Annotated in this window: 12 protein-coding genes; 8 read left to right on the top strand and 4 right to left on the bottom strand. The window is 43.2% G+C overall.

Translation table 11 applies throughout. From position 1 onward, the window contains the following. The first annotated feature begins 429 nt into the window (after positions 1-429). A complete protein-coding gene (locus BQ7394_RS02235; protein ID WP_075555879.1) occupies positions 430-936 on the top strand; it encodes a hypothetical protein in 507 nt (168 codons plus the stop codon). A 75-nt stretch (positions 937-1,011) separates the two neighbouring features. Here BQ7394_RS02235 and BQ7394_RS02230 read toward each other — a convergent pair whose 3' ends face one another. Continuing rightward, a complete protein-coding gene (locus BQ7394_RS02230) occupies positions 1,012-3,147 on the bottom strand; it encodes a S9 family peptidase (RefSeq protein ID WP_075555878.1) in 2,136 nt (711 codons plus the stop codon). Between the two features lie 34 nt (positions 3,148-3,181). Then, a complete protein-coding gene (nudC, locus tag BQ7394_RS02225; RefSeq protein WP_075555877.1) occupies positions 3,182-3,958 on the bottom strand; it encodes an NAD(+) diphosphatase in 777 nt (258 codons plus the stop codon). 158 nt (positions 3,959-4,116) lie between these two features. On the opposite strand from nudC, the gene BQ7394_RS26420 reads away from it, so the two are divergent. The 6 genes from BQ7394_RS26420 to BQ7394_RS02195 all read left to right on the top strand — a co-directional run bounded on the left by BQ7394_RS26420 (position 4,117) and on the right by BQ7394_RS02195 (position 11,175). After that, entirely contained in the window at positions 4,117-4,338 is a 222-nt protein-coding gene (locus BQ7394_RS26420) for a 4Fe-4S binding protein (protein ID WP_075555876.1), read from the top strand. Between the two features lie 23 nt (positions 4,339-4,361). Then, complete coding sequence (locus tag BQ7394_RS02215) at positions 4,362-4,745, top strand: hypothetical protein (RefSeq protein ID WP_075555875.1); 384 nt, start codon at positions 4,362-4,364, stop codon at positions 4,743-4,745. Next, positions 4,742-5,323: an RNA polymerase sigma factor gene (locus BQ7394_RS02210; protein WP_075555874.1), complete on the top strand. Its 582-nt coding sequence runs from the start codon at positions 4,742-4,744 to the stop codon at positions 5,321-5,323. The genes BQ7394_RS02215 and BQ7394_RS02210 overlap by 4 nt, the downstream gene beginning before the upstream one ends. 389 nt (positions 5,324-5,712) lie before the next feature. Next, positions 5,713-6,405: an ABC transporter ATP-binding protein gene (locus tag BQ7394_RS02205; protein ID WP_262497531.1), complete on the top strand. Its 693-nt coding sequence runs from the start codon at positions 5,713-5,715 to the stop codon at positions 6,403-6,405. Between the two features lie 22 nt (positions 6,406-6,427). After that, positions 6,428-8,368 carry a TlpA family protein disulfide reductase gene (locus tag BQ7394_RS02200; RefSeq protein WP_075555872.1) on the top strand — a complete coding sequence of 647 codons (1,941 nt, stop codon included), beginning with the start codon at positions 6,428-6,430 and terminating at the stop codon, positions 8,366-8,368. Between the two features lie 119 nt (positions 8,369-8,487). Next, on the top strand, positions 8,488-11,175 hold the full coding sequence (locus tag BQ7394_RS02195) for an alpha/beta hydrolase family protein (RefSeq protein WP_075555871.1): 2,688 nt from the start codon (positions 8,488-8,490) through the stop codon (positions 11,173-11,175). Positions 11,176-11,201: 26 nt separating this feature from the next. Here the strand turns inward: BQ7394_RS02195 and BQ7394_RS02190 are convergent, their stop codons facing one another. Then, the gene (locus tag BQ7394_RS02190) at positions 11,202-12,428 is read right to left on the bottom strand and encodes a 6-bladed beta-propeller (RefSeq protein WP_075555870.1); all 1,227 of its coding nucleotides are present in this window, start codon (positions 12,426-12,428) and stop codon (positions 11,202-11,204) included. A gap of 160 nt (positions 12,429-12,588) precedes the next feature. Here BQ7394_RS02190 and BQ7394_RS02185 point away from each other — a divergent pair, with 160 nt between their 5' ends. Further along, on the top strand, positions 12,589-13,905 hold the full coding sequence (locus tag BQ7394_RS02185; RefSeq protein WP_075555869.1) for a DUF4933 domain-containing protein: 1,317 nt from the start codon (positions 12,589-12,591) through the stop codon (positions 13,903-13,905). A 13-nt stretch (positions 13,906-13,918) separates the two neighbouring features. Here BQ7394_RS02185 and BQ7394_RS02180 read toward each other — a convergent pair whose 3' ends face one another. Then, complete coding sequence (locus BQ7394_RS02180; RefSeq protein WP_075556834.1) at positions 13,919-14,734, bottom strand: response regulator; 816 nt, start codon at positions 14,732-14,734, stop codon at positions 13,919-13,921. Positions 14,735-14,980: the final 246 nt, after the last annotated feature.

The raw sequence follows: 14,980 nt of genomic DNA, 5'->3' as shown, positions 1-14,980 counted from the left end.
TTTCATTAGGAATACCCAAAAGAAAAGATAGGATAATTTAGGGTCTTCTTTCAATATTTTAAAAAAGTAAGGCTAGCCTTACACAAATGAAAGGCAAGCATTACATATATGTAGAGCATACCTTACATAAATGAAACAAATACTATACTTTTTTACAATTACTATCTTTCAGATATAAAATAGTAGAGGGAAAAGGTTATAATACAGGCTTTCAGATCTAGATAATCGAATAAAGGCTCTTACAGAAAGGAATAATCTTCACTCCAGAGGTGCGTGCATAAGAAAAATAAATATTTTTTGTTTGTTATGCAGTATTTTTATTTTTTATCCGTTTTATTAATAAAGACAGATAAAACGTGGTAAGTGCAGCTTTTTGCTGTGGTATTGCGTCTTATGATTAAGAAATAAAATAAAAATATACAGACATTTATGACTAAGTTACAAATATTGGCACTCCTGCTTGCCTCAATCGCTCTGATATTCTTTACATCCTGTGACGGTGAAGACTATCAGGAACCGGATGTCTATAAAGTAACGCCCGACCTGCGGGCCAGGATCAATATGGGGATGAAACTCCCTTCCAAATCCGAAAAGAAACAATTTAATGAGAAATTCGAACTATTCCTCATTAAATGTGATGAAATGGCTTATGTAAGTAATCCTTACGTATATATGGACACGGAGGAGTATCAGAATTTTAAAGATTTCGTTTTATCAGCCTCTCCCAATGTCTATTATTTAGTGATGGATAAGTTCCTGAAAGGAAAACCGGGCTTTTTCTCCTATATCATCTTCGACCTGCTTATCAACTCCAAGCCGGCAATTGCCGACGAGATATCCGAAAAGATGAAAGCGACAGGCACTCTCGAAGAAAGTTTTTACATATATCCACAACTTTGCCTGGATATATGGATAGACGCACTGGAAAATCAATAAGACAACCAACTCAACATTTTACGGCACAATAAGAATACGATTAACGCTCAGTATTCATATTGTGCCATTTTTATTTTATTCCCACTCGGGAGGTTCCTGGTTCAATAAATTCTTAACAAAGAAATCGTGGATACGGTGCATTTCGTACGGACCGCCCAAAGAATGGCTTTTACCCGGCAGATAGAGTTGTTCAAACTTTTTATTCGCTTTCATCAAGGCATTGACAACCTGCAATGTGGAAGCCGGATCTACATTGTCATCCAGTTCGCCGTTAATCAGCAACAACTTACCTTTCAGCCGATAAGCATTATCCACATTCGATGAAGCACTGTAAGACTCGTCGATAGGATATCCCATCCATTGCTCATTCCACCAGATCTTATCCATTCGGTTGTCATGGCAACCGCATAAAGCAACTGCCGCCTTGTAAAAGTCATTATGGAACAACAAAGCAGCCATGGCATTCTGTCCGCCTGCCGACCAGCCGTAAATACCGACCCGCGAGGTATCCATCGATGGATATTTCTCAGCTGCCGCTTTTATCCAGGCAATACGATCCGGGAAACCGGCATCTTTCAGGTTCTTCCAACAAACATCATGAAAAGCTTTAGAACGGTTGGATGTCCCCATTCCGTCGATCGAAACCACGATAAAGCCTAATTCAACCAAACGGGAAATCAGGTGGTGAGCCGGTTTAAAGTCTTTGTCCACATGCGAATCGTGCGGTCCGGCATAAATCATCTCAACAACCGGATAAGAGCGCGACGGATCAAAACCGGTCGGACGGTAAATATTCCCCCAGATATCCGTTTTCCCATCTCTTCCTTTTGCTGAAAACACCTCAGGTATCTGCCAGCCTTCAGCCACCAGGTCGCTGACATCACATTTTTCAAGTACGGTTACAACCGAAGCATCTTCCGTCTTTTTCAACTGGCTGACAGCCGGAAGATCCGGTCGTGAATAAGTATCCACAAAATAAGCCCGGTCTTTAGAGAAAGAGATCCGGTGATTCCCGTTTTCAGGTGTCATATCGGTAAATCCTGTCCCATCCAGATTAATACGGCAATAATGAAGATTATAAGGATCTTCTCCTTTATTGAAACCGGAAGCAAAGAAATAAACCGTACGGTTGGTCTCGTCCACAAAATCTACCCGGCGGACAACCCACTCCCCTTGAGTCACCTGCTGTTTTACGTTGCCGGTATTTCCATCCATCAGATAAAGATGCCGCCAACCGTCGCGTTCCGAACTCCAAAGCATTTCTTTACCATCGTTCAGATCGTAACGGTAGTTCTGATAATAATGGATAAAAGTATTCGACTGTTCGTCGGCCAGATGACGGATCGTTCCATCGGTAGCATTTACCTCACCGACGATATAGCGCTGATGTCCACGTTGATTAAACTCAAAAGTGAAAGCACGGCTATCCTTGCGCCAACCGGTCAGATACAATGTAAACTGATTTGCATAAGGTTCCACATCCAACGGGATCTGCTTACGTGACTCTATATCGAACAAGGCAGGCAGGCATACTTCGATCACATCACCGGGTTTGGCATAATCGCGCCATTGTAAAATTGGCTGACGCTGACTTTCCGGACTCGACTCGATCAGTGGAATACGGCGTTCCTGCACACCACGTACCTTGACAGTGGCCAGTTTACGGGAGTCGGGCGACCAGATCATATAAGAACTATAAAACAGGTTTGTCGTCCCGTCGGTTGTCAGGGCAATTTCCCCTTTCTTTTTATCTTTTTCATCTCCGGTAGGACGGATATATACATTGTTATCCCGGATATAGGCTTCCCATTTAGTATCAGGCGATATAACCGGCTTGGCTTCTTCTCCGTTTCTCCGGTAGTTTGCATTCTTCTCATCCTCCTCCTTCAACAGGATCTCGGCCAACGGCTTCTGCTTGCCGGTCAAGAAAGCGGCAAGTTGTTTTTTATCCGTACCCCGCTGTTTTTTCCCGGTTTTTGCATTTACCAGATAATAGAAATCGCCGCCCCGCTCATGGTTTTTATACCAGAAATAATGCGAACTGTCAAGCCATGCAGGTATTACTGCAGAAGAATACATTTTACCGGAACACTTTAGGAATGTATCTGCACGCAGATAATCTGCTGTGGTAACTTGTGCTGTGATGGTTACTATGGGCAATGCCAACAGTAAAAGTCCCAAACAGCAAAAAAAGGTAAGTTTTTTACACATAATACTATTATTTTAGGTTGTACAACTATCATTATCAGGGCTGTTCCAGCCACCAGTCGATCATCTTACGAGCCAGACTGAGTTTTCGGGGAAGTTCGGGCAGGTTCTCTTTCGTAAAGAACGCTCCTTCGCTCAATTCCTCATCCTGTAAACGGATAGTACCTCCGGCATAATCGGCGATAAATCCGACCATCAAATTGCTTGGATAAGGCCAGGGCTGGTTTCCGAAATAAGTTATATTGCTGATTTCGAGTCCGGTTTCTTCCATCACTTCGCGTCTTACACATTCTTCCAATGTCTCCCCTGTTTCCAGGAAACCGGCTACTAATCCATGAAAAGAACCTTTGAAATTACGGGCATGAACCAAAAGGATAGAATCTTCTTTACGGATCAATACCAGAATTGCAGCGGACACAGCCGGATAAATCTCGTATTTACAGGCAGGGCATTGCTTGGAAATAGCTGTTTGCATCACTGTTTTTGTTCCGCATGAAGGACAAAAACGGCTATGCTGATCCCAATAGACCAATTCATACGCCTTCCCTGCCATCTTATGTAAAGCACCATCCAGAAAATCGTACGAAGCACGCAATCCCATCGGCTGATAACCGGAAGTCTCTTCCAACGGTGTATCCACCGATGCAGTACGACAGGGAATATCCTGAAGTAAACCGACTTCCAACACATTTCCGACTTGAACAGGGGGATTGACACTATAAGGGATTGTATATGTTTCACCTTTTTTCTGAAGCAGTAACTGGTCGTTGAAGAAAATAAACCAAAATACAGGTGTATTATTTATATCGCTCATCACATTTTACTTTTGAACGATACAAATATACTGACTAATGTAAAACATACATCAAAAAAAAGATTTCTATTTAAAATATTCTTCCGTGCCGATCGTCTACAAGAATAGAAGGCATGTCTCACTAAATAGATTTTTTAATTTTAAAATGGAAACAGAAAATGTTCGGAAGAAAGAGAAAAGAAGTCATATCTTTACAAGTCTTTGCGTATGAGTGCAGTGGATGCGGCGATTGTGTAAAGAGATGCCGGAGGGAAGTGTTGAAGATGGTGAATAACGGTAGTTGCAGCTATGCCACAGTACTTAATCCGGAAAACTGTGTCGGATGCGGGAACTGTGTAAAATCCTGCCGGACACATGCCATAGAGTTAATAACAGAATAATAAACAATGTAAATTATATCACAATGAGAAATTCAGGTAAATTCAGAGGAGGGCTTGCTTTCCTGTTTTTTATAGGCGTATTTGCGCTGGCAGCACTGGCAGTCATGTTTTTATGGAATTGGCTGATCCCTTCCATTATCGGTTGGTCGGTAATCAATTACTGGCAGGCTATAGGCCTTATGGCACTTACCCGTCTGTTACTGGGTGGCTTTGGGAAGTTCGGTCCTTTCGATCCCCGGTCGGGAGGCTTTTTCCCCGGTAATCGAGAAGGACAAGCACAGATTCGGGAACAGATGAAAAATATGTCATGGGAAGAACGCCGGGAACATATCCGCAAGCATATGGCAGATTTCCGTAACGGCAGATTTGATATGCAAGACCCCACACCCGGCAATCAGCCCCAATGAAAGAGTTATCGACAAATACATCTGCCGGTACTGAGCAAAATACACGCGTTGCAGATATCTTCCGGAAATATCAGGCGCAGCTGAAAGGCTTCATCAACAAACGGGTCTCATCCAGGGAGGACAGTGAAGATATTTTGCAAAACGTATTCTACCAGTTCATGAAAAGCGACCAGGAGGAAAACCCGATCGAACAGATTGCCGCCTGGTTGTATTCAGTTGCCCGCAACCAGATCATCGACCGGAGCCGGAAACGCCGTGAGGAAGAAATGCCGTATCTCTCTACTAACGAAGACGACGGTACTTTTCTGAAAGAGCTTTCCGAATTGATGCCCGATGAAGATCAGTCGCCGGAAATGGATTTCATCCGCTCCACCGTGTGGAAAGAACTGGAATATGCTTTACTCGAATTGCCAGATGAACAGCGGACTGTCTTTGAGCTGACAGAACTGGAAGGTATTCCGTTCAAAGAGATAGCGGAATCGACCGGAATAGCGGTCAATACATTGATTTCCAGGAAACGATATGCAGTATTATTCCTTCGGAAAAGGTTATATAATTTGTATGAGGATATATTATAAAGCCCTGTTACCATTTAAAAGTGACAGGGACAATATATTTAGTCCCCAAAAATACACGACAGCCTTTTCCGCCGGAATAAGTTCCGCTGATCCATCTTTTTCTAACTATCAAAATGATATTAGTATACCATGTAATTGGGATTAATATACCAGGTAAATGAAAATACCCGACCGGGTAATATATTTTAACACATCAAAAGTAACACAAAACATCTGTTTATCTTTACATTCTGATATTTCCACTTATTAAATTTATTCGATGTTATTTATGTGCGTTTCCGAACTGAATTCGTGCGGATATGCACAAACGCCAATAACACAAAAGCATACATCTCATTATATACCAGTTATTTATAAACGTGGCACAACTTTTGTTCTTTCTCTGGCAAATTAAATATCTTTTACTCATGATTAAAACAGTAGCATTAGAGAAAATATTCCGCACAGAAGAAGTGGAAACATGGGCCTTGAATAAAGTGAATATTGAAGTGAAAGAAGGGGAGTTTGTAGCTATTATGGGACCTTCCGGTTGCGGCAAGTCTACGCTATTGAACATTCTCGGTCTGCTGGATAACCCGACTGCCGGTGAGTATTACCTGAACGGAACGGAAGTATCCAAATATACCGAAGTACAGCGAACTAAACTCCGTAAAGGAATTATCGGTTTCGTATTCCAGAGTTTCAACCTGATAGACGAACTGAACGTATATGAAAATATCGAACTTCCATTGCTTTATATGGGCGTATCAGCCTCCGAAAGAAAACAAAAGGTAAAAGAGGCTATGGAACGTATGGCTATCGTTCATCGGGAGAAACATTTTCCCCAACAATTATCCGGAGGGCAACAACAACGTGTGGCCATTGCCCGCGCCGTAGTAGCCAACCCCAAACTGATCCTTGCCGACGAACCCACCGGTAACCTGGATAGTAAGAATGGCCAGGAAGTAATGAACCTGCTTAGTGAGTTAAATAAAGAAGGAACTACCATTGTGATGGTAACTCACAGCCAGCACGATGCCGGATATGCTTCACGCATCATTAATCTGTTCGACGGTCAAGTTGTAACGGAATCTGTTGTATAAACACTAATTAAATTCTACAGGTATGAAGCAAATCCTATCATTACTCATTGTACTCCTTTATTGTACAACGATACAAGCAAAAGAAAGAGTAGTAGAATTACCGGCATTTGACGCATGGAGTTCCACTTCTATCGAAATTCAAAAGATCGTATTAAGCGACACGGCAACAACAGTCTATATCGACGCATTTTATCGTCCCCACAACTGGATAAAGATCGCTAAAGACAGCTATCTGCAAGCCGACGGAAAACAATACAAGCTCCTGTCGGGTATTGGCATGGAACCGGATAAAGAAATATGGATGCCGGAATCGGGGACGTATTCCTTCCAGATGATTTTTCCACCGCTACCTGAAAATACAACAATTGTCGATTTCACCGAAGGAGATTTCGAAGGCTCATTCAGCATCTGGGGAATCCATTTAGATGGGAAACCGGCTTTTTCACCTCTTGCAGGCAAAAAGAACCCGAAAGAGTCCCCTGTTCTGGAAACTCCGGAACTGAAATCCGGTATCGCCACTTTAAAAGGCCATATCGCAGGCTTCCGCCCGGAAATGAAATTACAGGGATCTACATGGGCTTATAACCCGGTGACCGGTGATGTGGATGAAAATAAAATATCGGTAGACAATAAGGGTGATTTTACATTGGAACTGCCTCTTAACCATATCTCAGTGGTTAATATATCTGCCAATTTCATGCAGGCTCCGGTCTACCTGAAACCGGGAGAAACGACTTCTGTCGAAATAAACTTCCCCGAGATATGCCGTGCACAATCAAAATTACAGAAAGATAAACCGTCATTGGGAGAAAAGTACTATTTCAGCGGTGCTCTGGCAGCATTAAACAATGAAGTATGCAATAGTCCGCTGCGTGGTCTGCCGGTAGGTATCAGTTCGCAGGAAGATTACGATCAAATGTTTAAGGATGTAGCTACCATGAACATCGATCAGTTCAAACAGTACTGGCTGGACCGTAGAGAGAAAGGCCTGAAAGAACTCGATAAATATCCGCATATCAGCGATGCATATCGTAAAATTCTGGTGTTGAATGCCGATATGGAAACAGCAATGCAATTAATGGGGTACTATGTATTGGAATATGCCTACCGGAGAGCCAACAATATTCCGCGTGACTCGGCAGCCGTTGGATTCGTACAACCGGTTATCACTGCCGGATATTATGACTTTGTTCCGCGCCTGGTTCCTAACGATCCCATCGGGTTATATGCTTCTTATTACAGTAACATAATAAGAAGCCTCCAGTATGCAAACATCTCCGGACAGCCTCTTCCGGAAGGAACAAAAGAATTCCCGGACAATACAGCAGATCTTGCCAAATTAATGGGCACAGACAAAGGCATCCTGTTCGACTTGATAGCAGCTCAAAGACTGGCACGTCCTATCCAGGAATTCAAACCACTTACCGACGAAGAACTGGCTCAGGCGGATAAGATATCTCCTGTCATTAAAAACATACTGACAACGATGAATAACAAACTCAAGCAGACTATCGAAGAAAACAAAAAGAAATCCGGCTATACGGTCGACCGGGTTAATATCGCCGATGTCCCTGCAGAAGAATTATTCAATGCCATTACAACCCCTTACCGTGGAAAAGTCGTCTTCGTTGATTTCTGGGCAACGTGGTGCGGCCCTTGTCGTATGGCTATGGAGCAATCAGAGCCTGTAAAGAAAGATTTCGAAGGAAAAGATGTCGTATTCCTCTATCTTGCCGGAGAAAATTCGCCTAAAGGTGCTTGGGAACAGATGATTCCGGATATTAAAGGGGAACACTACCGCGTAACTTCCGACCAATGGGACTTCTGGGGAAAGAAATTCGGCATCAATGGCGTACCTTCGTATATGGTCCTGTCAAAAGACGGAACACCGGTTCATTTCCAGGTAGGTTTTATGGGAGTAGAGAAGATGAAAGAGATGATCGAGGATGAATTGAAAAAATAATATTCGAAATATCACATTTTATGAAGGCGGAGACCCGGTAAAGGTCCCCGCTTTTTTTGTGGTAAAACTAAAAAAGCGTAATATTGCATTTCATAAACATAACACACTTAATCGATCATATGAGGAATCTGAAACAATTGGCATTTTTAATCTGCCTGAGTGCTTATTGCACACTCTCTGCGCAGGAGGCCAAAAAGGCAATGACATTCGACGAGATGGTTAGCTGGAAACGGATCACCGAACAGGCTATTTCACACGATGGGAAATGGGTTGCCTGCAAAATGGAACCCTGGAGAGGGGATGCCAGCATACTGGTTTATAACGCCAAAGGAGAAATGACTGCATCCTTTCGTCCTGCCGGACACGCCGAATTCTCTGCTTCTTCCCGCTATCTGCTGGTCACCAAAAAGCCGGAACTGGAAACTGTAGAAGCATTAAAACTAAAGAAAGTAAAAGAAGAAGAGATGCCTGCCGACGAACTGGTTATCTTCAATCTTCCGGATAAGAAGGAGTCGATCGACTCTTTAAAATCATACAAATTATCAGAGACAACAGACTGGATCGCCTATAAAAGAAGCAGTAAATCTGATAGCGTATTGCATGTCCGCTCACTGGACGGAGCCAAAGAGGTACTGCTGGCCGATGTCAAAGAGTTCGGTTTCGCTAAAAAAGGAAATATCTTATATTATACAACCGACTCCACCCTGTCCACTTTTACTCCCGACAAAGGTAACTCATTGATTTTCGAAGGAAAAGGAGTCATCAAAAAAGTAACATTCGATGAAGCCGGAAGCAAAATCGCTTTCCTGCATAGTCCTGACAAAGATTCCATCGGCACACTATGTTCCCTGTATCTGTCCGAGAACAAAGCTCCTGCCCGTCTGGTTGCAGACCGCAAACAAAGTTTTATCCCTGACAGCTGGGTTATCAGCGAGAATGGCGACCTCCGCTTTTCAAAAAATGCCGAACGGCTTTTCTTCGGTACTGCACCGGCTCCCCAACAGAAAGACACGACTATACTGGCTGAAAACCGTCCCGATGTACAGATATGGAAATGGGATGAAGCGGTACAGTACACCCAACAGGTATATAACAAGCAAAAGGACCTGAAAAAAACGTATGCAGCCGTATATAACATCAACGATAACAAATCGATCCAACTGGCAAACATAGAAATACCGGATCTTCAAACCGCCGCAGAAGGAGATGCGCCGATCGCATTGCTGTCGACCAATCTGCCTTATGCCACTGAACAGATGTGGGAAGGAAGAAGCCGTTACGATATCTATACGGTAAATCTGGAAACAGGTAACCGCCAACAGATCAAACAAGCAGCAAATACCAGTATGCGTCTTTCTCCGGAAGGAACATTTGCCTACTGGTATTGTGCCCAGGATAGTTCATGGTATACGCGTTCGATGAACGATGGTAAAGAATACCGCCTGACAACTCCCAAGTCTTTTGCGGCCTGGGATGAAGACAATGACGTTCCTGACTATCCCTCCCCACACGGACTGGCAGGATGGACAGCCGGCGACCGTTTTTTGCTGATCTATGATCGTTACGACATCTGGAAATTCGATCCTACAGCCCAGACTTCTCCTGTCAACCTCACAGTAAACGGACGCAAAGAACAGTTATCCTACCGGGTAGTCCGGTTGGATAAGGAAAAGAAATTCATCGATTTAGCTGAATCCCAGTTATTATTGGCTTTCAACGAAAAGACAAAAGGTACAGGATACTACAATGCCCGCTTTTCGACTCCGGCCATCCCCAAAACATTGCTGGCCGGTAATTTCATGTTGAAAACTCCGGTAAAAGCGAAAGAAACCGATGCCGTGATCTATACCTCTGAAACATTCGAACAATATCCGGATGTCCGCCTGTCTGACCTGACCTTCAAAAAGTCTGTCCGCCTGACGAACGGAGGCGAACAGCAAGCTCAAATAAACTGGGGTACAGCAGAATTGGTTTCATGGATATCACTGGACGGCATACCGTTGGAAGGTGTTGTCTACAAACCTGAAAATTTTGATCCTAACAAGAAATATCCGGTAATCGTGAATTTCTACGAACGTAATTCGGAAACCCTTTACGCCTATCACATGCCGGAGCCACATCGTTCGACGATCGATTATCATTTCTATACCAGCAACGGATATATCATTTTCAACCCGGACGTACGTTATGTAGACGGTTATCCCGGAGAAAGCTGTTTCAACTGCGTTATGCCGGGTATCACCTCGCTGATTGCCAAAGGATATGTAAATGAAAAGGCTATCGGAGCCCAGGGACATAGCTGGGGTGGCTATCAGGTTGCTTATCTGGCCACCCGCACAAATCTGTTCTCAGCCATAGAATCAGGTGCACCGGTAGTCAATATGTTCAGTGCCTACGGTGGGATCCGCTGGGGATCAGGACTGAACCGTTCTTTCCAGTACGAGCACGGACAAAGCCGTATCGGAGGTACCTTATGGGATTCTCCGTTGCAATACATGGAAAACTCTCCTCTCTTCAATATGGATAAGGTAACGACTCCTATCCTGATCATGCACAATGACAACGACGGTCATGTGCCCTGGTATCAGGGTATCGAGTACTTTGTAGCACTCAAACGTTTGCAAAAACCGGTATGGATGCTCAATTATACAGGAGAAATACACTGGCCGCTACGCCTGGCAAACCGTATCGATTTCCAGAAACGTATGTTCCAGTTCTTCCAACACTACTTAAACAGCCAACCGATGCCTCAATGGATGAGCGAAGGTGTTCCGGCTGTCGATCAGGAGTTTAAATTAGGATACTAACTAAGGGGGGAATTTCCCCCCTTACTCTATCTTTTAAGACGGAAAATCATCAGATAATTATTGTCATTATCGTCAATCGAATTTTGCATATCTGTCAGCTTCTTCCGCATTTCTTCGGAGAGATTACTTTTTTTCAATAGATTCTCAATATCAGTCAACAGATTACCCGGCTCCATATTTCGCAGATAATATCCCCTTCCAAATATCGAACTGGGCCATTCGATGTTCTGATCACCGAAATAATCATTATACATTGTAAAATAGGCCCCCTTACCGGTTGCTTTATCTATAATATAATGATAGGTTTCTCCGGGGGTAGCAATAGAACCGCCTTCAACCTGCTGCACAACAGGAGGACCGGAATAATGTCCGGTAAAATGATCAGGCCATTCATTAAACCCGTGCCAGGGAATAGGATCGTTTTTCGTATGTTTAAACGTAAAAGTCGGACGCAGGCGGTTATTCTCCACGTCATACTGATAGGTAGAATCGACACGGGTCGGATCGAGACACATTATATTAAAATCGAATACGCCGGGGAGATTAAAATCACAAAACACCTCATTATTGAAAGTCCATGGAACCCCCAAATGTCCGGGAGCCACTTCCTGAATATGATTACCCGACAAATCCTGTGTCCAGATAACTGCCGGCATGTTTGGGAAAGGAAGTGTTGCCACCGTTACCGTTCCTTTATCGGGGTCCACTTTAAACTTCGCCTTCGGACAGCGGATTCCCAACATCACCGGCTCCAAAGCATTTCCCTCCATATCAAAAACCAACAATCGATCCGACTGCCACGGCATCAGGTATATACGGCCGTTTTTCTCATCGATCTGAGCATCATAAATGGATTCGTATTCACCGGGCCCTTGTCCTATGGCCCCAACATTCGTCAAATAATTACCTTTCCTGTCAAATAGTTTAAAAGCCGTAGGAGGATATCCGCTATGTGCCAGTATGTAATTATCGGAAAGGCTGATTCCGCACTCGCCAATCAGGGCAGTGTCCCGCCTATCCAGTTTTACAAACTCCATATCTTCCGCAAAAAAACTAAGGGGGATCCGGACTGTATCTGTCAGAAGTTTCTGGTCGCACGACAAAACTTTGTCGTCGCCCACTTGCACATATTGCCCAACTACGGGACAATCATTTAAAACATTCCTGCTCCCGGAGCTACTGCCTCCCGTACCGCAAGAAACGGTTGCTAATATGATTAACAATCCGGCTAAGAGTTTCAAACCTGTTTTCATGCGTCTCTTTCTTAGATTATTACACACAAATAAAACAATTAAATCACTAAGAAACAATATATTTACTATTTTTTCGTAAAAATATGAATCATCCGTACTTCTATGATTGCTTTAGAAATAAATAATATTTACTTTTGAAGCGATCATAATAAACGACACCATGAAAAATTATCTTACCATTATCTGTATATGTCTTGCATACATCAGTATGTTAAGTAGTTGTAAAGAAAAAAGTGAGACAAACATCCGTCCGGTCACTCCTCCTAAGTATGAAGGTAAGGTCGATAATTCTGTTACTCCAATCCATATAGACCTCGAAGAGGCACTCAACAAAGACAGGAATCCATTAAAACTCAGCCAAATTGCTTCAGAGATAGATTATTATATTGTGGGAGACGGCAATTATACAGTCACGCAAGCTATTGCAATACCGGATAGCAATGCATTCCTGACATTCAATAATCCGCGTATTTACTACCGGAAAAACGGAAGACCGAGTAAACGTTACGGGTTCAAAGCATTGGCCTACAAATGGAATAATGAAATGAACGGACACAACCTGTTCTACGACAAAAAAACCTCCCGCATGTATTGTGCATTGAGCGGTAAAGATCAGAATAACAGGGGAACCAAGGATCCTTTTTATCCGCAGATCGTCGAACTACCGCCTCTGGATACAATGTTAACAATCGACAGGTATATTTTTCCGGAAACAGTAGAAAAGAAATATTTGATCAACCAGGGGAACGATAAACTGGTAGGATTCTCCTCTTCCGGATATATGTTAAGCCATTATGAAGATTCAACCGGTATTCCAAACAGCTTGCTGACGTTTAATCTGGAAGGGGAAACACTTTGCAAATTCAAGTTAAAAGAGCAATCGACACTCTCGAGAAAAGAGACGAATAACATTCCGTCTTTCCAGACCGCCTATTGGAATGAAACACAGGATCAAATGACATTCATGATCCCTTTCTGCGATACGGTATATCAGTTACGCGATCCGCAAACAGTCGTCCCGTTATATAATATTCATTTCGGAAAATCCGGCATCTTTTCAGAGTATACGGAAGGGCAAGGCGTGAAAGATGAAAAAATGTGGCTACGTACATTATACGAAAACCGGAAAGGCTTATTCATGGGTATATACCAGAAGAAAGGCCCGAAAATCCTCTCCTGGCTGAATTTCGAATATGAATATAAACCGACACTGAGCTATCAGGCCGTTTACCTAAAAGAAAAGGGGGAAACGTATGTACTTCCACGTAGGGAACAAGGCTTTACCAACGACCTCGACGGTGGAATGACTTTCTGGCCGGACGGTCAAACAGACGGTTATCTCTATATGATCCGCACCCTGACGGAAATGCGCGAAAGTGTGGAACGGACCGGTTCTCCGAAGCAACAAAAATTACTGGATATCCTCGATAACAAAAGAATACAGGAAAATCAGTATGTGATGATCGTAGTAAAGTGAACTAAAGATCTTTTCAATAAGAAAGATCATATTTCTTCATCTTATTGTAAAGCGTTTGCCGGCTTATATTGAGTTGTTGGGCACAAAGGGTCAGGTTTCCTTTTTTATCAGCCAATACTTCACGGATAAACTGCTTCTCCATCTCTTCCAACGTAACGGGATGGGAAGCCGAAACCGGATCTTCCATATAGAAATCATCGCTATCCAACAAAGAGGAGTTGGATAAGAGAACGGCACGCTCTATGGTCTGCTGCAAAAGAGTGAGATCTCCATTGAGAATTATGTCGGACAATTTATGTAATGCATCGGGGGTAATACCGGGAAATGGTTTTCCATAGGCCGTCGCATATTTCCGGAGAAGAGAATTGACAAGCAGAGTAACGACAGGATCAGTTTCTCCCGAGAGAAATTCAGATTCCCTTCGAGAGGAATTTTGTTTTCTCCCGGAACGAGCGTTCCAGGCTGCTACGACAGTAGATAATAACTTCTCATTATCCCAGGGTTTCACGATAAAGTCTGCCGCCCCTCTTTTCAATGAAGCAACAGCTAGTTCTATATCGCCAAAAGCAGTGATCAGTATCACTTCCGGCGGATTAGCCTGTTCATGGATACGATCCAGCCAGAACAATCCCTCTCCCCCGCTCTGCTTTCCTGTACCGAAATTCATATCCAGCAAAACGACATCCACATCTTCCTCCCGGAGCAAAGCAGGCAACAAAGTGGGCACCGAGACACAGACAACCGTCTTAAACTCACGCGAAAGAATCACCCGCAACGTTTTCAGCACTGCCTCATTATCATCTACTACTATAATCTTACCGTTTATCATACCAACAAAGATACATTGAATCTTTCCCATATTTATGAATTGAGAGAAAAATGTCAAGTTCAAATATTATCAGAAATGAGACATTTCTGAAGTTGACAGTTATTATCAGATATGAGCTATCTTTCATTACAAGGCAACGCCTTGTGCCGCAGGCTCTCTTTTGCCGTCGGTTTTTAACCGACGGATATAAAAGATAGGAGGCAAAGCCTCTTCCTCTGTGGGCTTAAGCCCCTTTATTAACGGGGC

The organism is Parabacteroides timonensis, assembly GCF_900128505.1.
GTDB classification, from domain to species: domain Bacteria; phylum Bacteroidota; class Bacteroidia; order Bacteroidales; family Tannerellaceae; genus Parabacteroides; species Parabacteroides timonensis.
This window is presented reverse-complemented; position numbering and strand designations above follow the sequence as displayed.